At 43.0% G+C, this 24,676-nt stretch carries 19 protein-coding genes; 8 read left to right on the forward strand and 11 right to left on the reverse strand.

The features are described from left to right. Nucleotides 1-9 precede the first annotated feature (9 nt). Nucleotides 10-6,291, reverse strand: a complete 6,282-nt coding sequence (locus T344_RS0108255) for a CehA/McbA family metallohydrolase (protein ID WP_027628312.1) — start codon at nt 6,289-6,291, stop codon at nt 10-12. Between the two features lie 456 nt (nt 6,292-6,747). Continuing rightward, on the reverse strand, nt 6,748-7,263 hold the full coding sequence (locus T344_RS0108260) for a ferritin (protein WP_027628313.1): 516 nt from the start codon (nt 7,261-7,263) through the stop codon (nt 6,748-6,750). A 276-nt stretch (nt 7,264-7,539) separates the two neighbouring features. Here T344_RS0108260 and T344_RS0108265 point away from each other — a divergent pair, with 276 nt between their 5' ends. Together T344_RS0108265 and T344_RS0108270 are read left to right on the forward strand one after the other, a co-directional pair. Beyond that, nucleotides 7,540-8,538, forward strand: a complete 999-nt coding sequence (locus T344_RS0108265) for a DnaD domain protein (protein WP_027628314.1) — start codon at nt 7,540-7,542, stop codon at nt 8,536-8,538. 26 nt (nt 8,539-8,564) lie between these two features. Beyond that, nucleotides 8,565-9,581, forward strand: coding sequence for an ATP-binding protein (locus T344_RS0108270; RefSeq protein WP_027628315.1), 1,017 nt, complete (start codon nt 8,565-8,567; stop codon nt 9,579-9,581). A 69-nt stretch (nt 9,582-9,650) separates the two neighbouring features. Here the strand turns inward: T344_RS0108270 and T344_RS0108275 are convergent, their stop codons facing one another. The 3 genes from T344_RS0108275 to T344_RS0108285 form a co-directional block, all read right to left on the reverse strand. Continuing rightward, complete coding sequence (locus tag T344_RS0108275; RefSeq protein ID WP_027628316.1) at nt 9,651-10,727, reverse strand: type II CAAX endopeptidase family protein; 1,077 nt, start codon at nt 10,725-10,727, stop codon at nt 9,651-9,653. A 156-nt stretch (nt 10,728-10,883) separates the two neighbouring features. Continuing rightward, nucleotides 10,884-11,711: a hypothetical protein gene (locus tag T344_RS27865; RefSeq protein WP_051571682.1), complete on the reverse strand. Its 828-nt coding sequence runs from the start codon at nt 11,709-11,711 to the stop codon at nt 10,884-10,886. 92 nt (nt 11,712-11,803) lie between these two features. Further along, the gene (locus T344_RS0108285; protein WP_027628317.1) at nt 11,804-12,007 is read right to left on the reverse strand and encodes a helix-turn-helix domain-containing protein; all 204 of its coding nucleotides are present in this window, start codon (nt 12,005-12,007) and stop codon (nt 11,804-11,806) included. 303 nt (nt 12,008-12,310) lie between these two features. Here T344_RS0108285 and T344_RS29665 point away from each other — a divergent pair, with 303 nt between their 5' ends. Next, entirely contained in the window at nt 12,311-12,874 is a 564-nt protein-coding gene (locus tag T344_RS29665; RefSeq protein ID WP_051571684.1) for a helix-turn-helix domain-containing protein, read from the forward strand. Between the two features lie 99 nt (nt 12,875-12,973). On the opposite strand, the gene T344_RS0108295 is transcribed toward T344_RS29665, so the two are convergent. Then, on the reverse strand, nt 12,974-14,002 hold the full coding sequence (locus T344_RS0108295; RefSeq protein ID WP_027628318.1) for an S-layer homology domain-containing protein: 1,029 nt from the start codon (nt 14,000-14,002) through the stop codon (nt 12,974-12,976). Nucleotides 14,003-14,115: 113 nt separating this feature from the next. Continuing rightward, on the reverse strand, nt 14,116-14,319 hold the full coding sequence (locus T344_RS0108300; RefSeq protein WP_027628319.1) for a hypothetical protein: 204 nt from the start codon (nt 14,317-14,319) through the stop codon (nt 14,116-14,118). A 223-nt stretch (nt 14,320-14,542) separates the two neighbouring features. On the opposite strand from T344_RS0108300, the gene T344_RS0108305 reads away from it, so the two are divergent. From T344_RS0108305 to T344_RS0108315, 3 genes are all read left to right on the forward strand, one after another. Beyond that, the gene (locus T344_RS0108305) at nt 14,543-14,776 is read left to right on the forward strand and encodes a DUF3892 domain-containing protein (RefSeq protein ID WP_027628320.1); all 234 of its coding nucleotides are present in this window, start codon (nt 14,543-14,545) and stop codon (nt 14,774-14,776) included. A 184-nt stretch (nt 14,777-14,960) separates the two neighbouring features. After that, nucleotides 14,961-15,653 carry a TetR/AcrR family transcriptional regulator gene (locus T344_RS29670; RefSeq protein ID WP_051571686.1) on the forward strand — a complete coding sequence of 231 codons (693 nt, stop codon included), beginning with the start codon at nt 14,961-14,963 and terminating at the stop codon, nt 15,651-15,653. A 3-nt stretch (nt 15,654-15,656) separates the two neighbouring features. Beyond that, nucleotides 15,657-16,613, forward strand: a complete 957-nt coding sequence (locus T344_RS0108315) for an alpha/beta fold hydrolase (protein ID WP_027628321.1) — start codon at nt 15,657-15,659, stop codon at nt 16,611-16,613. On the opposite strand, the gene T344_RS0108320 is transcribed toward T344_RS0108315, so the two are convergent. Then, nucleotides 16,603-17,973 (reverse strand): aldehyde dehydrogenase, encoded by a 1,371-nt coding sequence (locus tag T344_RS0108320; RefSeq protein WP_027628322.1) that lies wholly within the window; start codon nt 17,971-17,973, stop codon nt 16,603-16,605. The two genes, T344_RS0108315 and T344_RS0108320, sit on opposite strands and share 11 nt — an antisense overlap. A gap of 134 nt (nt 17,974-18,107) precedes the next feature. Between T344_RS0108320 and T344_RS0108325 the strand changes: the two genes are divergently transcribed. Beyond that, nucleotides 18,108-19,889: a M3 family oligoendopeptidase gene (locus T344_RS0108325; RefSeq protein ID WP_027628323.1), complete on the forward strand. Its 1,782-nt coding sequence runs from the start codon at nt 18,108-18,110 to the stop codon at nt 19,887-19,889. A 698-nt stretch (nt 19,890-20,587) separates the two neighbouring features. Then, on the forward strand, nt 20,588-22,336 hold the full coding sequence (gene aspS / locus T344_RS0108330) for an aspartate--tRNA ligase (RefSeq protein WP_027628324.1): 1,749 nt from the start codon (nt 20,588-20,590) through the stop codon (nt 22,334-22,336). Between the two features lie 197 nt (nt 22,337-22,533). Here aspS and T344_RS0108335 read toward each other — a convergent pair whose 3' ends face one another. Genes T344_RS0108335 through T344_RS0108345 form a run of 3 tightly spaced genes read right to left on the reverse strand, consistent with a single transcriptional unit; the run spans nt 22,534 to nt 24,627 of the window. Beyond that, a complete protein-coding gene (locus T344_RS0108335; RefSeq protein ID WP_027628325.1) occupies nt 22,534-22,938 on the reverse strand; it encodes an FMN-binding protein in 405 nt (134 codons plus the stop codon). A 44-nt stretch (nt 22,939-22,982) separates the two neighbouring features. Next, nucleotides 22,983-23,789, reverse strand: coding sequence for an ElyC/SanA/YdcF family protein (locus T344_RS0108340; protein WP_051571687.1), 807 nt, complete (start codon nt 23,787-23,789; stop codon nt 22,983-22,985). A gap of 37 nt (nt 23,790-23,826) precedes the next feature. Continuing rightward, nucleotides 23,827-24,627, reverse strand: coding sequence for a sugar phosphate isomerase/epimerase family protein (locus tag T344_RS0108345; RefSeq protein WP_027628327.1), 801 nt, complete (start codon nt 24,625-24,627; stop codon nt 23,827-23,829). Nucleotides 24,628-24,676: the final 49 nt, after the last annotated feature.

Here is a 24,676-nt window from a genome sequence, read left to right on the forward strand (position 1 = left end):
TGCTTGATTTTATAATTTCACACTGAGCTCCACCAGGTGCCGGAGAATACCGGCCACCTCTGCACGTGAAACCTTTGCGTTTGGATTTATTTGATTGTTGTCATCGGCGTTAAACAGCTTTGCTCCAAGTGTCCAGCCCATTGCATCGGCTGCCCACGCAGGTACGGTCCGGCCATCGGCAAAAGACTTTGTATCCGCCGGGTTACCCGTATCAATTCCCACTGCCATGGCATATTTGTAGAGCATGCAGGCAAGTTCGGAACGGGTGATCTCCCGGTCGGGCTCATACATATTGTTGCCGGCACCGGCTGTAATGCCCTTCTCTACCGCCCATGCCAGCGGCTCTCTATACCAGGCATCTGCTTTCACATCGTCAAAGCTGGGTTTTCCGGCACTTGCAGGCTTGCTCTCGAGATTGTACAATACGGCTGCAAGCATACTCCTGGTCATTTTTTTATCCGGACTGAACAGATTTGGACCGGTACCTGTAAATAAATTACGGGCGGTAACGAAGGCAATGTCTCCAGCCGCATCAGAACCGGAAGGAACATCTGTAAATGTCTTTGAGTTGTCTTTCAGCCTGATTGTAGCAGAGCCTTCCAGCAGCATTGTTATGCCCTGGCCGGTTAAAACGGATTTAGGAAGAATACTCTCACTTCCATCCTTGTTTACCAGAACTGCAACCAATCCTTCAGCCGGCCTGGATACCGGAATACTAGCAGTGATTTTTCCGCTGAGCCTGCTCAGAGATTTGTTGTCAACGGCTATGTCAATATTTACAGACCTGTCTTGCATCCGCTGGAGGGAAACAGTCATATTTGTACCTTCCAGCTTGCTGATTTCCTTGATTGCAGCATTTGTAATCCTCACTGAGGCAATAGCATCCGAGTTAACCGTCAGAGCAATTTTATCCTGACCGGCCAAGGCCGACAGAGAATGAACCGGCAATGTCACACTTAACTCACCTGCTTCTCCTTTATACCTTGGAGAAATAACAATTTCCGGTTTTTTATTCTGTATTGCCGTATTAATAAGTGCTTGGATATCTTTATCATTTAATGAGACATTTGCTGCACCATTGTTAACGGTAACTTCAGGAGCAAATTTCAAACTGTCCTTATCAGACGTATCAAACACCGGTGAACTGCTGTTATTGTTGCTGTTGCTGCTGCTATTACTGCTGTTGTTGTTATTGCCGCTGTTACTGCCATTATTGCCGTTGCCATTGTTATTGCCGTTATTACCGCCATCGTTGCCACCGCTGTTCTGCGCTGTGCAGATAATGTCATCCCTGTTTCTGATGCGGATCCGGCAGCCAAGAGTATCATGTGAGGATAAACCAACTGCTGAAATCTTTGCTCCCACAGACAGGTTGTTAATAGTTTTACTGCTGGTAATATACCCGTCAATAAATATACGTGCATCTGTTCCGCTGCCGTCATGCACCATAATGCTTTCAACCGCATTGTTTGAAGTTGAGATACCTGCGACCGTCCCCTCTATCCTGACCAGGCTTCCCAGGTATGTGCCTTCATTTGCCTCTTTTGCGGTAATTTTTCTCGGTTCGGGCAAAGCCTTAACCGTACTGTCCACCACCTCTGTTATACCGGCCTGCAGCTGCCGTTCTCCAAGATACGAGCTGGTGTACCCTGTAATTCGTACAGTCTGGCCTGCTCTGATGTCTCCTGATACAGGGAATACATTTATACCTCCTGTGGAATCCTGAACATAGATACAGTCAAAGAAAGCGGTATCCCGGTCATAGCCCGAAGCATTGGAGGTCACAATGCCTTCTATAACAAAGCGCTGCCCTTCCGGGGCTCTATGCACCGCATCAATGTCTGTGACGGCAGGTGAAGGCTTTATGCTGTCAATGATATTCTGAACCAGCTGATAGTTGCTGTTCTGCTTCTGTGTAACATTATCCAGATCAATTTTGACTTCAAAGGTTGAGAAGAAAGTAACCCCTGCCACTATGGCAAATCCCCCTCCGGGAAGGGTCTCAGCTGTCATAAGGTATGTCTGCCCTTCGGGGGTTATCCTGGCCGCTCCGGGTTTTGGCGCGTATTTCTGAGCCGAACCCAGCAAATCTTCAAACCTGGTTCCCCAGGTGGTGCCAGGGAAGCCCTGTACCAGCGGAGTTGCACCGTTTGCAGCAATAGGTGCGCTGTTGTAGGCACTGAAGGTATTATTGGTTGCCTCCTTCACATCTTTAAGAAATGCCCACACCAGAACATCTGCAGACATTGCCTGGTAGTTGAAGACCTTCTGGTCTTCCTCCGTCTCACCGCCCAAAGTTATACGGTAGGACTCATTGGAGGCCCTATTAGGATCAACGACTATACCCTGTTCAACCCGCGCCTTTGCACCGATTGCCTCCAGTATCTCATTTGAAATGACAGCAGCCTGTTCTCCTGCCCCCGTTGGATCACCCCTGTCCGACTTTGAGCATACAATGATATTGCCTCCTTTGCCGGCATACTGTTTTATTGCCTCTATTTCAGCATCGGTATACAAAAATTCTGTTACCGGAGTTCCGAAAGACGCAAACGGGACAGTCAAAACCAAAAGCTTTTTATCCTTAAGATTATCGTATGTAAGTTCACCCTTGCCCAGTCTTACCACACGAATGCCGCTTCTGTTGCACATTTCTATAAAAGCCTTGTCACTGTCGTTGTAATTGCCGGTGACATAAAAGTTGCTGTGCCCGCCGTCAATTGCAATAGGAACAATACTTGCCGGATCAAGCACTTCAAATTCCTTTTTAGTTTCAAAATTATATGCCGTTCCCCCCAGCGTGGCCTGAACCCTGACAGTCAGAGTGACAATACCCAGCAGGTCGGGGATATAATCAAACATGTAGCTTGAGGCATCGGTTTTAGCAGGTATATCGGCTATGCCTGTTACCGTATCAATCACCTGGGTATTGTTAAGATGAGTGATGCTGTATTCAATTTTTTCAATCTTTAACGGGGAGTTCTCATAATTGTACAGCCTGGTTTCAAAAGTCATTTTCTCGCCTTTGACCGGCATGATGGTATCCGTGGTAACTCCGGTTATCCCTATCTTTGACACTTCCCCAACCCATACGGGTGCCGTTACCGCAATATCCTTATCCGGCTGGATTACTCTGAGGAAGTAGTACGAATATTCAGGAGCGATATTGATATCAAGTTCTCCGCTGCTGCTGTTAAATTTTCTCTGCTCAATAACCCTTCCGCCGTTTACCACAACCTCAACAGTACCGATACTTGAGTCATCAGGATCATTTATGCTGGCCTGAATATGCAGGGATTCCGGTACTTCATTTATGATTGAGCCCATGAGCTGATCATTAACAGTATACATAATGTTCAGGTTCTTATCCTCAGTCGAATACATGGACATATTATTTATTCCCTGCAGCAGACCGGCCTCTGAGAAATCATCAGTAATGACAACCGAACGGGCATTATTTGAGTTGCCCCAATTGCCCTTGTGATTGTCCTGGTTATTGGTTGGTGCCACGTGCCAGCCCTTATCAAGTGCTTGAATATAGTATTCATAGGAGGGGAAATACCCTCCGCTGCCAACAGCACCCTCTCCGTTACCTACTTCAATCATGTTTATACGTTCATCAATTCCCTGGTCCAGATACGCAAAGTCTGCAAAAGTTCCGAAAGTAGTTCCGGGATGGTTGAACTGTGAAATACTGGCAGGGTTGCTCTTAAGCAGTTCATAATATGATTTCATACCCGCATTGCCGTCTTTTTTATTCAAGGTTGCATTATTCCGGCTGACAATGCCCTCAGTGTTAAAAGTATTAATATGTCCCGGCCCGCCTGACCAGGTCATTTCAAAGCCAGGTATGGCAAGTACTCCGTTGTTTTGTTCATTAAAGGAACGCATGGTGCCGGTATAGGTTTCCCACCTTGCACGGCTTTCAGGCGTTGCCTTTGATATGTCACCCAACGCAGCTTCAGGATTGGCCGCAGAGGTGGTATCAAAGTAATTGGAATGATCGGTAAAAGCGACAAACTGTACATTATCATTTTCAGGTATGTTTTTAATATAGTCCAGACCATTCTGCAGTGTGCCCGCACCGTCAGAGTACTCTGCCGTATGGGAATGCAGCTGTCCGAAATATGCTTTCAGAGCTGACTCGCCCACATTGAAGCTCCAGGCTTTCTCTGTTTTGGCATTATCGCTTGTCCTGGTTATGTTCACAGCTGCGGTATATTTTCCGTCAGCAAGGTCTGTGGCCGGTTTATACCCTGCTTTGCTCCCCGAAACTGTCATAGCAGCATCCTTTAATATTTCGGCACCTGTTTTATCTATAAGTGTTAATGTGGCACTGATATCATCGGCATTTTCGAAAGTTACTGAAATCTCGGGCCTCTTTTCATTTCCTGTGGCACTTCCGGCAGCCGGTACCACATTAATAATCCTGGGCAGATTTTCAACCGTAACGGCAGTTACCGGAGATATCGCACTTAAACCGCTTACATCAGTGGCTTTTATAGTAAAAGTGAAGCTGCTGATTACAGCTGTAATTTGTTCTGCAGGGATGGTGAACTCGTACTTTCCTGTGGTCGGATTTTTAGACATTGTCATTTCAGCATGCGTATCGGCACCAAGGGTATAGCTGACAGTAACACTGTCCACGCCCTTGTTGTCCTGTACATCTGCCGAAATAGTATACGCCGCACCCGTCCTGGCATTTGCCAGTGTGGAGGGCAGTGTAATAACCGGAGGCTTTGTGTCGTTTGTAACGCTGTAAACAGCTCTGCCTCCGTTGGAACCGGGAGCACCGGCACGGAATTGGTCGGTGGTATTGTATTTTGAAAGTACGGCAAGCAGGTCAACCTTATCTCCCGCCGTCACTCCAATGGGATATGTGGCTGCGCGGTAAATTGGAAAGGTTACATTGTTTTTATCGGTAATATTTGTAGATCCGTTGCTGTTGTATGTTCCTAAAGTAACACCTTTCAATAGGACCACTTCAGAAACAAGGCTGTTTTTTTCGGCTTTCAGTGTGTTAATTGACTCATACTCCTGGGGTGGAATACTTGCGGTATCCTTTGCAGCAGTTACCAAAACACCTGCCGTTACACCGGTAAGCTGGGGAACTGATCCATAGCTTCCCTTTGTCCCCGTCACCTTGACCACATCACCTATGGAGAAACCGTCCAGGGAGTTATAAACCTGGAGTGCAACTATTTCCCCGTTAATTACATCCTGGAGAATTGCGCTGTCCGTATTATCATAATTGCCAAACCGGTAAGCGAGCTGCCCTGCCACTGTAACGGTTGTTGCAGGTGAATCGGCAATACTTATTACTTCATTTATGTTTTTTGAACCCGCCGGAAAACTGTTATCAGGGATGGGATCGTCAACATTTGAAGCCTCCTTGATTGTATATGTAAATGTGACAATTTCACTGTCTTCCAGTACGCCGCTTTCATCCACAGCAACAGCCGTGATGGTAACATCGGCCTCAATAGCAATCGGGGCTGAGTACTTCACGCTTATCCCACTGCCTGTGGTCACCGGTATGCTTTCATCAACAGTATAATATATGGCAGCCCCGCTAGTGCTACTTGTGAGTGCCACCCGGGTGCCCGAAACCACAGTACCCTCGGGTATGGAGGCCTTGGGCGCCGCAGCCCTTGTTTCATCTATAGGCTCTCCGCTGGCGGAGTTTCTGGGATTTGGCGCAGAAGTTATAAAGTCCCTGCTATTGTCGTCAGTATCAATTCCGTCAACTGTTCTTATAACGGCCAGGGTGTTTGTGGGAGCCGGTGTGGCGGCCGGACCCTCAAATGCATTTGCAGCTCCGGCACCGACAAAGTCTACTACATTGGAATCATCCTTTCCCGTAATGGCTACGGTTGATCTGGATAATGCCACTTTGAAACCTGTAGCACCCATAGCAATACTTCCTGTGGCATCGGGGGCAGGCAAGTCTGTTGTGCCACCGGTACCCTTGGCTTCCTGAATGAGATAATACCCTTTGGCTTTAATGGTCCCTCTGAGCAAAGTGCATGCTGTGGAGCTGGTTTGCCAGTTAGTGCCCGTTGCCGAGGTGTACTGAACCGACCATCCATCCAGGACAATATCAGTATTGGTCGGATTGTACAACTCAATAAAATCATTTTTATAGGTGGCTCCGGAATTACCTCCTCCTCCGTAGGCTTGATTGATTACTACATTATTTCCCTCCCGGGCAGCAAACAGCTCCGCGGGAAATACCGATAGACAAACCGCCAGCACCAGAAATAGTGCCAAGTACCTTTTACCTGCTCTCTTCATCACATCCGTCCTTTCTGAAAACCTTCAACAGAATTTATTGTTCTTGTTTTTATACTATATTATTTTCCATATTATACTAAGAAAAATTTATTATTTCTTTTATTCTGTGTAAAGCTTGTGTAAAAAATTATTCCTTAAGGTGGATATGATATTAAAAGTGGAATTATTTCAGCTGAAACTTTGTTCACAAAATAAAAAAACCGTCTGAAATTAATATTCAGACGGTTTTTTATTTTATTACCGAACGGCTGTATTTCCTGTACGCAAGACCGCAGCCCCTGCAGCTCTAATGTCTGGCGATTGTTGATATATAGTGCTCTGGTATATTAACAACCGGTAAACTCATATGACACTGCGAATGATTCAGGGTAAATCAATCGCCAGACATTAAAGCTGCTATAGGACTGCGGTCTTGTAAAAAATCGGCTTTGTAAAATGTTTTGGTATTATAATGGTTTAGGTGGTTCCTGCTGCAGGCGGAGTGTACACTCTCTGTGCAAGCTCGGCGTCCAGCATAAACAAACCGTTTGGATCATTTTTTATCAATTGGAGCTTTTTCAGGTACTTCTCCATTGTTGCTTCTTCTTCCACCTGCTCTGTGACAAACCACTGCAGGAAGGTGTTTGTTGCGTGGTCCTTCTCTTCCAGGGCCGCATTAACAATATTATAGATTGACTGAGTCACAAATTGTTCGTGTCCCAGGGTCAGTGCAAATATTTCTTCGGCAGATTCGAAATTTGATTCAGGAGCGTTTATTTGCAGAAGTTCGACTTTACCGCCCTTTTGATTTATATAATCAAAGAATTTCATAGCGTGATCCCGTTCTTCCTGTACCTGTATCCTGAAGAAGTTGGCAAAACCGTCAAGGTTCAAGCTTGAAAAATAAGCTTCCATTCCCAAATATAAATATGCTGAGAAAAATTCTTTCTGTACTTGTTCATTTAATAATTTATTGATTCTGTCACTGATCATGTATACCTCCAAGCTATCTTTTTTCGTAAAACTTCATGATATAGTTATACCCTTGCTCTAATATATTAAACATAATAAAAGATTTTATCGGGATGTTCATTTATATAGCTGCCATTCCGTTTTTTAAGGATACTGCAGAACAAAATTTTTCTATCTATGATATAATGATTTATATCACTTTTTATCTTTTAATCTTTAAGATAATAAATACCAAAAAGTTGAAGTAAATGGGGACAGCGCCCAAAACAATTTTGTTTTACGCAGATGGGAGATTAAATGTTTTTTGAGGATTCAAAATCACTTTTATATTCTGACACGGCTGTGTCAGATATTTTTATCAGCCAGTATATGCCTTCTATGGACAGCACCTGTATAAAGGTGTATATTTACATGCTTTTTTTGTGCAAGCACAATAAAAAAGCCACTACTGACGAATTGGCCAAAACTCTTAATCTGTCACTTGAGGAAGTAAAAGCCGCACTTACAAGTCTGGATAATCTTGAGGTTATCAGCTGGGTTGAAGACAGGATAAAGCTGACAGACCTGAAGGATATCGAGACCAAACGGATCTACCGCCTTAAAACCGTATCCAGTCCCGAGCAGGCCAATGAAAACTTTGAAAAGAACAAGAGCAGGAACAATACCCTCTCAGCTATCAACTCCAAGTTCTTTCAGGGGCTTATGCCTCCCAACTGGTACCTGACCATAGATAACTGGTTTACCATATATAAATTCGATGAAGATGTAATGTATACTCTCTTCAAATACTGCCATGACAACAACACCTTCCATAAAAGCTACATAGAGGCAGTGGCCTCCAACTGGCACAGGCGGGGTATTCAAAACTTTTTTGATCTTGAAAAATATTTTGAAGAAATGTCCCAGGTCAGGGGTATCAAGGGCACCATCATTAAAAAACTGCGTCTGAGAAGGGCACTGACCGAATACGAAAATGAGTTCGTGGAGAAGTGGGTCATTGATTACAAGTATGACATGGATGTTATTGAAATCGCATTGAAAAAAACGGTTGGCAAGACTAATCCTGACTTCAGATTCCTCGACAACCTGCTGACAAAATGGCATGAGCTGGGACTCCTGAATGCACAGGAGATTCTGGGCTATGAAGCAAGCGTCAAGACTCAGTATCAAAACGGCAAAAACGGTCAAACCGCTCAGAAACAGCTTCCAAAAGAATCTCAAAGAGACAACTTTGAGCAGCGGAAATATAACGATGATTATTATGATAACTTTTTCACCAATACCAATAAATCCTAAAGAACCTTGAATCCAGAGGAGTCTATATGAATAGAGACATACATAATATTATTGCAAGAGAATATGAAAGAAGACAGAAGGTGTCGGCAGACCTTGCCCAACAGAGGAAAACCGAACTGTACGCAAAAATACCCCGGTTACTGGAAATTGATAATCAGATCAGTTTTATGGGATTAAAGTACAACCGGCTGATTTTAACATCAAATGGTTCTGCTTCAGAACTTCTATCCGAATTGGAACAAACCCTTAAAGCACTTTCGGATGAAAAAAACAGCATTCTTGCGGCAAACAATATCAGTCCCGAATTCTTTAAGCTCCGGTATGAATGCGAAAAGTGCAGCGATACGGGTTATATTACCGGCACCTCCGGTTCTCAAAGGTGCTCCTGCTATAAACAGCAGATAATTAATCATTTGTTTGCGCTTTCAAATATAAGTCTTAACGGTAATGAAAGCTTTGAAAACTTTGATGAAGAACTCTATCCTGAGGAAACAGACCAGGAGAGATATGGAATAGCTGTCTCCCCGAGGGAAAATATTATCAGTATAAAAAGGACCTGCCTGGAATTTACCAGGAATATCGATAATCCGGATTATAAAAACCTTTTTTTCAGCGGCCGTACCGGAGTGGGCAAAACCTTTCTGTCTCTTTGCATTGCAAGGGAGCTTCTGAACCGGGGAAGAACAGTGCTCTATGTTACAGCACCGGTTTTATTTGATATTATAACGGAACACAAAATGATGGCTTATAGAGAAGACAATTATAATGACGATAAATACCAGAGTATATTTAATGTTGAGCTTTTAATTATTGACGATCTGGGAACAGAGACACTAAGTGATGCCAGATATGCCGAGCTGCTCAATATACTCAATACCCGCCAGGCCAATAACGGTGTAACTCCGTGCAAAACCATCATTTCCACAAACCTGGGCCCCAAAAAGCTCTTTGATCTCTATACCGAGCGCATTACTTCAAGAATCATGGGGCATTTTGACAGACTTGTGCTGGCCGGAAGAGATATCAGGAGCCTTAAAGCCTGATCCCATCAAAAGGGAAACAGTGGAGAAACTGCGGCAGAAAGGATTGATGCTGGCCGGCAGGACGGTAGGTTATATCAGCCGAAGAACTCTCAGCAGCTCATATACCATCCCGGATTTAACGTTCATAAGCTCGAGTACCTGCCCTGTGAATGTCAGGAATATTAAAAGCACACCCGGCAATACACTTATAATTGCAGCAATACCGAGACCTTTTTTCTCTGAAGGTTGGATATATGCTGCATTTTCCATATCCGTACGGTTATTTATGAGCTGCGTCAGGTGGGAAGGAATTTTGAAATTTCCTTCGGTGGTTTTGAGAAAGGCGTACATTAATCCTATAAAACCGCCCAGACAGCCTAAAAACAATATACCGTAAAATACCCCTGCAATTACTATGGATATGGTGGGTATGTTTGAAAAATCAAAGTTTTCGATTTGCTGCACACCCATGCCATCCATGCTTTTTACCAGCTTTCCCGAGGCATATGTCAGCAGAACGGCGATTGAATTGTTGATAAAGTGAGCAGTCATGCCGGCATAAATGCTTCTTGTTCTGTATACTATAAATCCGATAAGGGCACCCAGGAGAATGGTGCTGACGCCCTTCTGCAAGTCCCTGTGCAGTATACCGAACAAAATGGAGGTCAAAATAAGCGAACCTGCAGGCCCAAGCTTCTCATAGCCCTTGCTGATCATTCCCCTGAACAGGGTTTCTTCACACACGGCTGCCGAAACACCGATAACCAGTATCGCTATAAAAAGAGTAGGAACGTTTGGTATATCCATCTGCGGTACCGGCAGAATCCTGCCGAATATCAGCCTTATCAATCCCAGAACTATTGCATTGAGCACTCCCACCACCGGCAGGCCGAATATCATAAGGAATACAACTATCAGGTAGTTGACAGGCTTTGTCCTTTTAAGCTTCAAGGTGTCCTTGAGGTTATACCGGCCTGCTTTCAAAAAAATCAGAACAGGCAGCAGTACAAATACCAGTTCACCGATCCCGCTGTTCAGATAATTATTTTTAAAGGTGAGAAGTGCTCCTCCGTATGTCAGAAACAATGTGGTAAGAGAGAAAAATAAACCTGCTGCCACAGGACCCGGATATTTTTTATTTACTTCGAGCTCCTCAATATTATTCACTAAAAAAATCCTCCTGAAATATTAATCCCAATAGTTACCTATTAATATTACTATTACGCGGAATATATTTCAATTCATTTGTTTACAAAAATTGCACCACGTAAAAGCTCCCCTTACAAATATTATTTGTCCGGAGAGCTTTTATATCCTGAATTATCATACTATTTTAGAAATTTTGTTCAGCTCTTCTGCCATAGCCACCATACCCCTTACCTTTTTAATATTAGCGTTTTGGTCCCGTTCATTCGATTGTATTTCTGACGCCGCAGCCGCAAGTTCCTGTATTGCTGCCTCCGAAATTCCGTACAATCCGCTTTCGGTATTGCCGGACATATCCAGCAATCTACAGGAGGTTTTCTTGGGGGCTATAATTCCAAGTGTTGCGGCTACCTCATCACCATCCTCCTCATTATCGTTCAATGGATAAGCGGCTGCAAAGACCGGAATTCCATATTTTGATGAATCCAATTCTGCCAGGATGGGCTGCTTTAATTTAACAACCTTGTAAGTAACATCAGTTTCGTCCCAAATATGCCCGACTGTCAGTCCTGGCATATCAAACCTTGAAGATGGCCGCCGGTGCGCAATCCTCTCCAGTTCAGACATATATATGAATGATCCTTCCGGAAACATTTCGGTCAAAATTGGTGCAAAGTCTCCAAAGGCCGCCGCAATCGGATGCTGTCCGGGAAATGCGATTGAGAATGTACTGTTGAGATTATCCGTATCATTAATAATAGGTACGGATACAATGGCTAATCTTTTTCCGTAAACACCGGCTGGAATATTCCGGGTATGTACGGTTGAACGGCTAACTGTGACCTTTTGACCGACTTTGAATACATTTAATTTAAATGTATCAGGTTTTAATGACCAGGTAATTGTATCCTCCTCAATTATACAAAATGCAACTCCTCCAGGGATCATAAGAGACAAAACATCAGCCAATATCTTGCATGACTCAATTGCTGATAAAGAAATCATTATTACCCTCCTAAATAAGCCCGTAATTTTACATTTTAATACGGTCTCTCCGGATTTATATTTATCTTTTAAATCACTGTATTATATTGTCATCATTCGGATTTTATCCCTAAGACTTTTTCAATTGCTTCTCTGTATTTGTAGCCGGATCTGTAACCGCTTATTATGTGATTTATATAGTGCTTGCTGGCTCCCGTAGCCCGCGCAAGATCCACCTGAGACATTCCCAGCTCTATAAGTCTGATTTTTATTTGTTTTCCGTTAATACTTGCCTTCAACTTATTTTTTGTGCTCATTCTTTACCTCCAATATAAGCTGAAATAACTTTTTAAACAATATTTCGTTCATAAACTATACAATGTCAGTGCACTGATTTTTCGATGCGGTTTTAAGAAGGGAAATTTATAAACCGGACATCTATTTTTGTGGTGGGAATTAGCTTATTGTGATATATTGATTAATGCTATGATATATTTATCTATCCTTATTATATTCTCACTATGTGGAATTGTCAACCAATTTTAATCATTTTATGACAGGTTATGATAAATATTACAACATTGAAATTCACTCTGTGGAATTATGGAGGGAAATATCCTATGTCAGATATCGGAAGTAGAATTAAGGAGATTAGAAAGGATCACGCATTAACCCAGGAAAAATTCGGGGAAAGGATCGGGTTAAAAGATTCTGCTGTGTCGATGCTGGAAAAAAACGATAGAAGATTAACTGAATCTGTAATTAAAAATATAATCTCCCAATTTTGCGTCAATGAAATGTGGTTAAAGGATGGTGCCGGAGAAAAATATAATGAAGGACTGCTTAAGAAAAAGACTATTTTAAGTGAACCTCTCAGCAGCCAGCAAATCAGCGTACTTGAAAAAATTCAAACCCTGTCTCCTGCGCAGCAGGAAGAACTTCTCAATAATCTGGACCGGATGGACATTTCCGGTAATGTGTCTGCTAATTCATTAAAAGAATTGTCTCAGGATGAGAACGAACTGTTAAAATGCTATAGGAAACTTAACTCAAAGGATAAGGATGAAATTCTGTCCTTTATAAATTTTAAAATTTTTAATAGTGAATCCATAAAAAAGAAAGAAAAATCATTGAATTGTTCGCACGACAAAGACGGCTCTGATATCCATTCCAAAATAGTATAGAACCGGCAAATTACCACTGACATAAAAAGAGTTGATCTATTATAGAATTTATAGTGTATATTCTATAATATAAATCAACTCTTCATTTAATTCAATGATTTACTTTATCTTTATTTCATATCCATTGTCATCAATGCTGAAGGAATCGGAGCTTCCTATAAGATAAGCCTTCAAGTAAACAACCTTATCCCTGACAGCAGCATACGCATCTCCTGATAATGTATCACTGAATTCAAGGGTTTTACCGGGTTCAATCCTTGTACTTGTCAGCGCCATTGTAAACATTTTGTCGGCAGACCACCTGTAGATGACATTCCTGTCTGCATCAAGCAGTGCAAAATCAAATTTCTGACCTGACGAATGATTTAAAATTATATCCTTTTCAGAATTATTTGTTATATTAAGCTTCATTTCTATGGAATCATTTGTTACTGTTGCGTCAGGACTGATGATTACATGCCGGTTTTGTGCAGCCAGAAGCTTTATCAGTTTATCAATAACAACAGCAGTTTCTGCACGGGTTGCCGCTTTTTTAGGCTGGAACATATTGCTGCCGGTTCCAGCAATAAGCTTGTAGTGCTGCGCTCTGGCAACATCCCCGCCATATTCCGGAGTAATGGCATCAACATCCTTGAAGCTTGCCGGGCCTATATTAATCAGTGCAAATCTGTCACCCATCTTGTACCTGTAAGCCTGCATGATGTAATGCACCATCTCTTCCCGTGTTATTGACGCGTCTGGCTTGAAACTTCCCTTTCCCTCAAAGATACCTGCTGTTACAAGGTCAATCACTGCCGATGCATATGGTGCATCCTGCCTGATATCATCAAAGTAATCCTTGATATCCGGCTCCTTAAAATATTCAATTTTGATGTCGAGCCCATTGCGGAGCATCACTGCGAACTCGCTCCTTGAAACAGCTTTTCCCAGAACCAGCTTATCCTGGCTGAAAGGTATTGCGTCCTTCTTCATAAGATATTGTACCGCTCCTCCTGACCAGTGAGTTGTTATATCATTAAAATCAAGCTTAACCGTGCTATCTTTTTCCATCATTGTTTGTGCAAATGCAGACGAACCTGACAATAATATTGCGCCTGCCAGTATAATTCCTGAAACTCTTATCTTCATAATCAACCTCCTGCTTATATGTTTGATATTAAGCCAGCTATGTAGAATTAGACTGATGCATGAAGAAAATTGTTCCTTTAATGCCATAAAAATATTTATAATCCTCAATATTTTTATGGTTGCTGCTGCTTTTTTTCATTGGTTTGTGCATTGTTTCGGACATACAGATTAAAGGCTTTTGTGCCGGCCCGAAGGAATTTAACCAGAAAAACAAAACCAACAACAATCATTGCTATTATACACAGGTACATCAGTGAACTGAATATCACTAATAAAGATGTACCTGTAAAAAAACTGCTATTATCCCTCAAATACATATAAGCTCCCCCTTAATACATAACTACTTATTATGGTAATTCATGCTTTGCCTGATGATTTACTTAATTTTACCATTTATTAAATCTTGAAGCAATTATACAAGCGATCCGTACTGACAATTATATGTCGTCCATATTTTTGTCAGTTTAATGTTTTATTATAATGAAAAACTAATAATGCAGTTCTTTTGAAAAATTAATTATTTGAGAAAGGAGGAACCGTATGAAACTGGGAAATAGAATTACCAGGGTCAGAAGAAATGATGACGGGATTATTACCGATGTTATGTTTGAAAACGGTAACACCTGCTCTTTTAATTATGCGGTTTTGATGGCAAAACAGGGCAACCTGGAGGGCTACAATGTCGTCAGAGGAAAGAACGGCGGAGAATATCTGAGTGCAGATCCAAACAATCCCGCTGTGGAGGATTTGGATGATATACCAAGATTCAGATAACAAACAGCGGCCCATGGGGATATGATATGAACCGCGGCGTTTGGCAAGGCAGACAGCGGATTTCGGTTGTCTGCCTTTGCCGTTAATAGAACAAATATTTACAATGCAGATTCGCTGTGTTATAATTTATCCGTGACCGAATCGGTCACGGATAAATTATAACTATCAAAAGGAAGATGTTGTTATGGCATTTGATAATCTTGAAAAGGAAAAACAGAATAAAATCATTAGTGCTGCCTGTGAAGTATTTGCCAAACACGGATATAAGAAAGCATCCATGAAAGATATAGCCGAGGCGGCTGGGATATCGAAAAGTGTGCTGTTCAAGTACTTCTCAAATAAAGAAAACCTTTATATAAAAATCTTCAGGCTTGCATCGGACAGTATTCGCGAAGCAGATGGGATTGCACGTTCAGAAAAAGGGAGCGATACTGACATGTTTTCATTCATGAGACGAAGCGCCAGGCTCAGACTCTCCTTATTCAAGGTATATCCGTGGATTTACAGGTTCTCATATACTGCTGCTTTCGACACCGACCCTTTCGTCAGGGAGCTTGTAAAAAAGGAGTATGAAAATTACGAAAAATCACAAATAAACATACAAATAAATATGAAGAACAGTGAAGTAAATTATAGTGACTTACTGAATGAAATCGGTGATTTTAAGGGGTTAAGAAAAGATATTTCACCGTCAGCGGCAAAGCAAATCATCTTCTGGGTCTCACTGGGATATCTTGAGGAAAAGTTATATAAGGCTGAGACCGATCCGGACAATCTTGAACAGGGCTTTGAGAAGTGGATAGACATTCTTGAACTGCTTCTCAAAGACAGGAGCAAAGGCTGTGACCAAAACAAAAAGAAGGAAGGACAGGTGTAAAATATGAAGGACACTTTTGAAACGGGAGAATTAACCGGCGGGATTGAAAATGTACCCGGGCTGAAGCATCATGAATTAAATATTTGCGGCGGGCCCATGTCGGTCTATGAAGCCGGCAGTTCTGATAAACCGGTCGTTGTGATGCTGCATGGCTCTATGTATGATGAATCCAGGTTCATATGGGATCAGATGTTCCCCTTTTTAAGTGCATATTATCATTTATTCGCGCTGGATATACCACGGCACGGTAAATCGAGACCCTGGGAAGGAATCATGGATCACTCAAGGCTGATGGATATTCTGAATTGTACCTTTGAACAGTTGCAGATTAACTCCTTCAGTCTCGTGGGGCTTTCCATGGGTGGCGGACTCAGCATCGAATATGCATCATTATATCCGGACAAGGTAAAATCAATGGTGCTATTTGAGCCTGGCGGGCTGGGTGACAAGGTGGATATGGAATTCATAACCTGGCTATATATAAATTTTCCGGGGATGCTCAGGAAGCTTAGCAGAAAGTATATAAAACAGGACCATTCCTATATGAAGAAGCTTGTCGAATCCCTATTTGCAGGTGGCTCAAAACCTACCGACCCTGAAAGATTAACTTCCATAATCCGTGATGAGGTTAAAGGTAAATACATTTACCGAGAAAATGACATGGACGACTGGTTACTGCACTGCATAGGACCTTTCCGCCTGAAATGGAATCTTTTGGACCGGATCCCGCAAATCAAAAGCCCCTCTCTTTGGTTGAGAGGAGCCGACAGCGTTCTGGTGAAACAACATGAAATGGATAGAGCTGTAAAGCTGGCCATTGCCGGTGGAGCAGAAGCTGAATTTAAACTGATTCAGAACGCAGGACATTTATTGCCTCTCGAAAGACCTGAACAGGCAAATGCAGCAGTTAAGGAATTTTTGGACAAGACAGCCGTCACAAAGGTTACCCTTATCTCATAATTTTTTTCAGCAGCTTCAATTTGTTTCCATACGGTGCATATCTGAGCTTAATATCAAACAATGTGGACTTTTTCAATATGCTTTTTTGACGGGTAAAGGTATCAAAGCTCCATTTTCCGTGATAACCGCCTATCCCGCTGGCACCTGCCCCTCCAAACGGCAGGTGTGAGGAGGCAAGATGTATGATTGTATCATTAACGCAGCCTCCTCCAAAGGAAACATTTCGTAATACCTCCTCCTCCACCGGCCTGTTGTTTGTAAAAAGGTATAGCGCCAACGGTTTGGGATGCCTGTTAATCTCAGCCGTAACTTCGGATATACTGTCATATTCGAGGACAGGCAGCACCGGCCCGAATATTTCTTCCTGCATGACAGGGTCCTCCCAGGTCACATGGTCAATAATAGTGGGTGATATTTGTAAGGTACCGGTATTTACATATCCCCCCGCAAGTATTGTTCCCCTGTCCATAAGTGCTCTTAGCCTGTTAAAGTGCCTTTCATTTATGATCCTGGGGTATTCCTCGTTGTTGCAGGGATCCTCTCCGTAAAATTCGGTTATATACTTTTTCATGGCTTCAATTAATTCCTTTTTTACCTCCCGGTGAACATATAGGTAATCTGGTGCCACGCAGGTCTGTCCGCTGTTCAGGCATTTACCCCATATTATTCTTCTGGCAGCTATGTCAACCCTGGCATCCCGGTCTACTATGCAGGGACTTTTACCTCCCAGTTCCAGTGTGACAGGTATCAGCTGTTTGGCTGCAGCCTCCATGACTATCCTTCCCACACTTGCACTTCCGGTAAAAAATATATAGTCAAAGCTTTCCTGAAGCAGCTGGCGGTTGACTTCAGTCCCTCCCTCAAGCACTGTAATATGCCTCTCATCAAAACTTTCACCGATAATTCTGCTTAACAGGCGGCTGGTATGTACCGAATATTCGGAAGGCTTCAAAATAACACAATTCCCTCCCGCAATTGCTCCCAGCAAAGGGGCAATAGTCAGCTGAAAGGGATAATTCCATGGGGACATGACAAGCACTACCCCATAGGGCTCGGAAATAATGTAGGATGTGGACTTGAAATGTGATAGCGGGGTTTTGACCTTCTTATTTCTGCACCAGCTTTTTATATTTTTGCTCATGTATTTGATCTCATCAAGTATAATTCCTATTTCAGTCATGTAGGTTTCGAAAGGTGCCTTATTCAAATCTTTCTTCAAAGCCTCAAATATTTCCTGTTCATGGGCTCTTATGGTTTTCTCCAGAGTTTTGAGTGCATTCAGCCTGAAGGAAATCCCCGCTGTCTCTCCTGAATAAAAATACTCACGCTGCCTGTTAACAATATCTTTTATCTGCGACATGATAAATCCTCCCGGACTTTATTTTCCTACCGGCACTGCCATTTATCCTATTAAAGATTATGATCCAGCCGGTATTATTAATACTTGAATTGTTGTATACTCATAGTATGACCAAAATTTAGGAGGGAAGCAACATGGATTATTTGTGGAGTTTGAAAGATCTATATTCGTCCTTTGACGGCGAAGACTTCAAAAAGGATATGAGTGCTCTGAACGGCATCTTAAAAGAGTATATTAATTGGGTGGATAATACCGTCGAAAGCAGTAGGGATATTAGAGCTGCACTTGAACAGTTTATAGGAATAAAAACCCGTCTTTCGGAATTAGCCAGCAGACTGTACAACTTCTCGGAGCTATCCTATACTGTTGATACCAAAAATGAGAAGGCTACAAAAAATATGGAAATCCTTGAGGTAAAACTCAGTTCTGTTGCTGAAGCAAATGCAAAAATTAACAAATGGATAGGTTCGGCAGCAGATATTGATAATGCCATACAAGCCTCTGATATATTGAAGGAACATGAATTTTATCTAAAGGAAATAATTGAAAAGAGTTCACATCTTCTGGACGGTAAGCAGGAAGCTATCATCGCGCGTATGAAAAATACAGGCTCAAGTGCCTGGTTAAAGCTCAAGGATCTTCTGACCTCCACCTTAAAGGTTGATATAGAGCTGGACGGAGAGAAAAAGCAGCTGCCCCTTTCAATCATAAGAAATATGGCTTACGAAAGCAGCAGGGAATTGAGGAAAAAGGCTTACGAAGCTGAACTGGCATCGTATGAGAAAATTGATGATTCCCTGTCCGCCTGCCTGAACGGCATCAAGGGTGAAGTTATTACCGTTGCCGAACTGAGAGGTTTTGGTTCTCCTCTGGAGGAAACCCTGTTCAACTCCAGAATGGAAGCACAGACACTGGAGGCCATGCTGACTGCAATGAGGGAAAGTTTACCTGCCTTTAGGAAGTACCTCCGTACCAAGGGACAATTGCTGGGAAGTAAAAAGGGGCTTCCTTTCTTTGATCTGTTTGCTCCTATGGGAGATTTGAATAAAAAATATACCTATGAGGAAGCTGTAAAGATTGTCGACGAAAACTACAGGACCTTTAGCAGCAGTCTCGCAGATTTCGCCAAAAAGGCCATAGAATCCAACTGGATAGATGTTTATCCCAGAGAAGGAAAAATCGGAGGTGCCTTTTGCCAGGACCTGCACATTATTGGTCAGAGCAGGGTAATGCTTAACTTCGGAGGAACCTTCAGCGATATCATAACCATGGTGCATGAATTGGGGCACGCTTATCATGATGAGTGCATAAAGAATGAAAGCATGCTCAACAGCGATTATCCCATGCCGTTAGCCGAAACCGCTTCAACCTTCTGTGAAACCATAGTTAAAAAGGCCGCTATAAAAGCAGCCTCAAAGGAGGAAGCCTTTGCAATCCTGGAAATGGAACTGAGCGACGTCACACAGGTAATCGTTGATATCTACAGCCGGTTTCTTTTTGAAAGCGAACTGTTCAAGAGGAGAAAAGACGGTTCCTTAAGCACCGGAGAATTGAATGAAATAATGCTGTGGGCCCAAAAGGAAGCATACGGCGACGGACTGGATCCCGAATATATGCACAAATATATGTGGGCCTGCAAACCGCACTACTATACCGCTGATACAAACTTCTACAATTTCCCCTATGCCTTTGGACAACTTTTCGCAAAAGGTCTGTACGCAGAGTATGAAAAAAGAGGAAAAGCTTTTGTCAAAGACTATGAAGCTCTGTTACGCGTTACAGGTAAGAATAAAATAGAAGATGTAACAAAAATGATGAATATCGATGTCCGGGGTATTGATTTCTGGAGAAATTCCTTAAAAACAATAGAACAGGACATTGAAAAATTCCTGGAACTGAGTGCTGAAAAACTTTAACAAATATCTGCCAGTTGACTTTTAATACTTTAGTATGCTAATATTGAAAAAAAAAGAAAGCAGGCTGCTAATATGTCTAAACTTCAGTTAATAAACCTGAATCATGGGGACAATATTTAGCGCTTGTATTTGTGAGAACAATCAATCACAGGTGCAAGCGCTTGACGTGTTGTACCTGTGTGGAGACCGACGGACGACGGATAAGAACCACATTGGTAAATAATAATATTTACATATGCGGTTCTTTTTTTGTATTATTTTTAAGGCTTGAGAGGATGTGATATTCAGGAACGGTTACCTGTTCCAGGCACAAAGCTTATGACTGCATTAATTCGTGAGAAGCAACTGTTTTTAAGAAAAGGCAATGACGAAGAGAAGTAGCGCAATTTATCGTTTCCAGTGAGTGGAGGCCGGTGAGAACTCCACAAAGTGAATTTGCGTGAATAACACTTTACCAGCCTCAATCCGAACTTCAGGTTTAGTTGTACATTTATTTGTTTTTGAAAAAATGTATCTGCCAGTCCTGACCAGTAGGTGCGACGTATGCCGGTGCGTTAAACAGCATGGTTTTTTTGAACCGTTGAGTGACTGCTAGCCAGTAATTCAGGTGGTACCGCGGACATTATATGTTCGTCCTGGACTTATTAGTTTTGGATGAGCTTTTTTTATGCTCAAAATATCAGTAAAGGAGATAAATTATGAACACATCTAACATTTACAGGAACAGGACTTTGAACAGCATCAGTGAAGGTGATGTTGGCAAAACACTAAGAATTGCAGGTTGGGTCGAAAATATACGGGACCATGGCGGTGTATCTTTCATAGATCTTAGAGACATGTACGGTGTCATGCAGGTCGTAATACGGAACACAGACCTGCTGGAAGGAATCGGCAAGGAGGACTGTATTTCAATTGAAGGCGTAATTGAATGCCGTGACGAAGAGACATACAATCCAAAGATTCCTACCGGAACGATCGAACTGGAGGCTCACTCAGTTGATGTTCTGGGAAAGGTATACAAACAGCTCCCCTTCGAGGTTATGACTTCAAAGGAAACCCGTGAGGATCTGCGGCTTAAGTACCGTTACCTTGACCTTCGCAATAAAAAGGTTAAAGACAATATTATTTTCCGCTCGGAGGTTATCAGCTTCCTGAGACAAAAAATGACCGACATGGGCTTCCTGGAAATCCAGACTCCCATTCTCTGTGCGTCATCACCTGAGGGTGCAAGGGATTATATCGTACCTTCCCGCAAGTACAAGGGAAAGTTTTATGCACTTCCACAGGCTCCTCAGCAGTATAAGCAGCTCCTCATGGTATCAGGCTTCGACAGGTATTTTCAGATAGCTCCCTGCTTCCGTGATGAGGATGCCCGCGCCGACCGCTCACCGGGAGAGTTTTATCAGTTGGATTTCGAGATGAGCTTTGCCACCCAGGAAGACGTATTCCGTGCAGGTGAAGAAGTTCTTACCTCTGCATTTAAGAAATTTGCCCCCGAAGGATACTCTGTGACCGAAGCTCCATATCCCGTAATCAGCTACAGGCAGGCAATGCTTGAGTTCGGCACCGATAAGCCCGACCTGCGCAACCCTCTGAGAATAATAGACCTGTCGGATTTCTTCCAGAAATGTACCTTCAAGCCCTTCCACAACAAGACAGTCCGCGCTGTCAGGGTTCATGCCGAAATGTCCAAGGGCTTCCATGAAAAGCTGCTGCAATTTGCTACATCAATCGGTATGGGCGGACTCGGCTATCTTGAGGTCAATGGCGATATGACATATAAAGGCCCTATAGACAAATTCATACCGGATGAAATAAAGAGAGAGCTTTCAGGCCTTGCAGGCCTTGAACCGGGTGATACGATTTTCTTCATCGCCGACAAGGAAGAACGCGCCGCCCTGCTTGCCGGTCAGATCCGAACGGAACTTGGCACACGCCTCGACATATGTGAAAAGAATGCTTACCGTTTCTGTTTTGTAAATGATTTCCCCATGTTTGAGTATGACACTGCCGAAAAGAAAATCAACTTTACCCATAACCCCTTCTCCATGCCCCAGGGCGGACTGGAAGCACTCAATACAAAGGACCCTCTGGAGATCCTTGCTTACCAGTATGATATAGTGTGCAACGGCATTGAACTCTCCTCGGGCGCTGTTAGAAACCACAGCCTTGACATAATGATCAAAGCCTTTGAGATAGCCGGTTACTCTCAAGAAGATCTCCGTAATAAATTCGGGGCCCTGTACCAGGCTTTCCAGTTTGGAGCACCGCCTCATGCGGGTATGGCTCCGGGTGTTGACCGTATGATCATGCTTTTGAGGAATGAGGAAAACATTCGTGAAGTTATCCCCTTCCCCATGAACGGAAATGCCCAGGATCTCATGTGCGGCGCCCCTGCCGAAATAACCGAGGCCCAGCTCCGTGAAGTCCACATTAAAATCAGATAGTGTCAAAGCAGCTGTTGTAAATTGAGACGACTGCGATACATGAATTACTATTGATTAAGGTGCGCGCGTACAACTTCAATAAATGGGAAGCTTTACAAAACCCAGTCCTGTACTTTGCAGGTAATCCATTTATCGAAGCCAGTACGCGCACACCTTATAATAATTTCACATTTGGTCCAATGGTTTTTTGCAGTACCTTATTTTAAAGCATTTTCCAATGCGTTTTGTATGGCCTTCAGAATTACTTTGCTGCTGTTGGTAGCACCTGATACGGCATCAACCTGAAGGGACTGGGTCTCCACAACTTTCTGGGGTATTACCTCAGCCTTTGCACCCCGCCCGTTTTTATGCCTTATCAGATCAATATTCGCTATTTTATGGTCCTTTACATTGACTTTGACTTCGGCTGCTATCCAGAGCACCTCGGCACTTCCCACATATGTCCCGTCTGAAATACTGCTCAGGTCCACATTCTCTATTTTAATATCTTCGATCTGCTTCTGATACTTCCTCAAATCAAGGTACGACTGTATGCCTTTTGCTCCGAAATACCCCGCAAGGATTACTCCCACAATAACAAATACCGCAATTACCTTTTTCATTTTAACCTCCATGAGCCACATTTGTGGCCAATCCTGCATGCAGCTCATTTTCTAAACTTGATATGTTTGTATTCAACATATATCGATTGCAATCTATCATAGGCTTCAAGCACATTGTCAGGAATATCAACATGTACTATAAAGTCCTTCCCTTTCGGTCCGTAACCCTCCTGGTCATCCCTCAGTCTTGGTATTTCACCCATGACAAGATCTATAAACCTGTCAAATGACCACAAGCCATAAATATTGTCTGAAAACTTTAAGCTTCCGGTCTCTGCTTTAATAGTGGGAATAAAGGGGCTGTAACTGATGATCCTCGTTTTCTCACCGGCCCAGGTCTTGAGAAATGCCGCATGGGTCCTTAACTGCATTGTAGGGTCCTGAAGGATTATTACCGAAGCCGGAATTTCAGCCCTCTCCCTTAAGACCTTCAGAGCCTGTGAAGCATTCTCGCCACAGTTGGTTGACCTGTTTTCAATAATAATATTGTTAACCTCCAAACCTGTGTTTTTTGAAACCACCTCTTTCAAAATATCCGCCTCAGGCCTGTTTTCAACAGCAATATCCCGGTATTCCGGATTATTGCGTATATTTTCGGCCAGATATTTGGTAGAATGACCTATTCCTCCAACTATCATCAATTCTTTGGCGACTCCGCCAACAAACGCCCTTGCGCCAAGTTCCGCCAGGTACGGAATACTGCTGCCGAGTATAATGAGCAGGTCGGCCTGTGAAATTCCAAAACCGTCGTACAATGCCTGGCCGGTAAGCCGGAGAATATCCCTTCTGGATAAAAATTTTATTATATCATTCAAATCTGCTGCCGCATCAAACTCCGTATAGTTCTTCATGCTCCATCCCTTTCATACCCCGTTCACTTGAGGTCCATCACAGTATCAGGCTCTCAACGTAGCTCCTGGCCCTCTTCATACTTTCCACAGATACCTCAGGCCTGCCCTTTTCATAGGGGATATTGCACTCCAGAGTCAGTGCATGCAGGCCGTCAAGTTTCAGGGAGTTGACAAAGCCCTTCAGCTCCAATACTCCCTCACCCGGGAACAAATGCCTTTTGCCGTCCTTATAATCACTGAAATGCACCCCTTTGACATAATCCCTCACGAACTTTGCCGCAGAGACTATATCGATCCCGCACTGTGCATAATGGGTGGTGTCGATATTTATGTACAATCCATTGTCCCTGACAAAGGCAAGCATCTCAGCAGGGTCGATCAAAGAGGTCTGGTATCCCGGAAAGTTTTGAATATTTTCTATGCAGACCAGAAATCTGTCTTTAAGTGCTTTCAAATCCTCTGCGGCTTTTGGAGCATACCCGGACCACCAGCTCCTGTCCTCTGTCTTTTTATGAGGTGCATGAAAAACCAGGCAGGGAATATCCTTTTCTCCAAATTCAAGGTACTCGTATGTACCGGCACCGATCAGGGTATCGGTGTCCTTGAATATGACGCCACCCATATCATGGAGGGAATTTATTCTCAGTCCGCTTTCCCTTACTATCTTTAACACCTCTCTTGGCCGGATATTTCTGAGATGCTGTGTTACCTCCCAGTTGTCACCGCCGGTCCAGTAGGTATCCAGCTCAATGCTCTCAAAACCGGCACGTTTTATGAGCTCCAGCGCTTCTGTAAAAGGTATGTTATAAAATGTTGCAGTAGCAATAGATATGTTCATAGCATCTCTCCAAACTTTACTTTTATATCTTCTGCATCCATCCGGCCGA

This window comes from Ruminiclostridium cellobioparum DSM 1351 = ATCC 15832, assembly GCF_000621505.1.
GTDB classification, from domain to species: domain Bacteria; phylum Bacillota; class Clostridia; order Acetivibrionales; family DSM-1351; genus Ruminiclostridium; species Ruminiclostridium cellobioparum.

Excerpts from the sequence above, each read along its gene's own strand:
- T344_RS0108255 (WP_027628312.1), bottom strand. The coding sequence starts at position 6,291 with ATGAAGAGAGCAGGTAAAAGGTACTTGGCACTATTTCTGGTGCTGGCG.
- T344_RS0108260 (WP_027628313.1), bottom strand. The coding sequence starts at position 7,263 with ATGATCAGTGACAGAATCAATAAATTATTAAATGAACAAGTACAGAAA.
- T344_RS0108265 (WP_027628314.1), top strand. The coding sequence starts at position 7,540 with ATGTTTTTTGAGGATTCAAAATCACTTTTATATTCTGACACGGCTGTG.
- T344_RS0108270 (WP_027628315.1), top strand. The coding sequence starts at position 8,565 with ATGAATAGAGACATACATAATATTATTGCAAGAGAATATGAAAGAAGA.
- T344_RS27865 (WP_051571682.1), bottom strand. The coding sequence starts at position 11,711 with ATGATTTCTTTATCAGCAATTGAGTCATGCAAGATATTGGCTGATGTT.
- T344_RS0108285 (WP_027628317.1), bottom strand. The coding sequence starts at position 12,007 with ATGAGCACAAAAAATAAGTTGAAGGCAAGTATTAACGGAAAACAAATA.
- T344_RS29665 (WP_051571684.1), top strand. The coding sequence starts at position 12,311 with ATGTCAGATATCGGAAGTAGAATTAAGGAGATTAGAAAGGATCACGCA.
- T344_RS0108295 (WP_027628318.1), bottom strand. The coding sequence starts at position 14,002 with ATGAAGATAAGAGTTTCAGGAATTATACTGGCAGGCGCAATATTATTG.
- T344_RS0108300 (WP_027628319.1), bottom strand. The coding sequence starts at position 14,319 with ATGTATTTGAGGGATAATAGCAGTTTTTTTACAGGTACATCTTTATTA.
- T344_RS0108305 (WP_027628320.1), top strand. The coding sequence starts at position 14,543 with ATGAAACTGGGAAATAGAATTACCAGGGTCAGAAGAAATGATGACGGG.
- T344_RS29670 (WP_051571686.1), top strand. The coding sequence starts at position 14,961 with ATGGCATTTGATAATCTTGAAAAGGAAAAACAGAATAAAATCATTAGT.
- T344_RS0108315 (WP_027628321.1), top strand. The coding sequence starts at position 15,657 with ATGAAGGACACTTTTGAAACGGGAGAATTAACCGGCGGGATTGAAAAT.
- T344_RS0108320 (WP_027628322.1), bottom strand. The coding sequence starts at position 17,973 with ATGTCGCAGATAAAAGATATTGTTAACAGGCAGCGTGAGTATTTTTAT.
- T344_RS0108325 (WP_027628323.1), top strand. The coding sequence starts at position 18,108 with ATGGATTATTTGTGGAGTTTGAAAGATCTATATTCGTCCTTTGACGGC.
- aspS (WP_027628324.1), top strand. The coding sequence starts at position 20,588 with ATGAACACATCTAACATTTACAGGAACAGGACTTTGAACAGCATCAGT.
- T344_RS0108335 (WP_027628325.1), bottom strand. The coding sequence starts at position 22,938 with ATGAAAAAGGTAATTGCGGTATTTGTTATTGTGGGAGTAATCCTTGCG.
- T344_RS0108340 (WP_051571687.1), bottom strand. The coding sequence starts at position 23,789 with ATGAAGAACTATACGGAGTTTGATGCGGCAGCAGATTTGAATGATATA.
- T344_RS0108345 (WP_027628327.1), bottom strand. The coding sequence starts at position 24,627 with ATGAACATATCTATTGCTACTGCAACATTTTATAACATACCTTTTACA.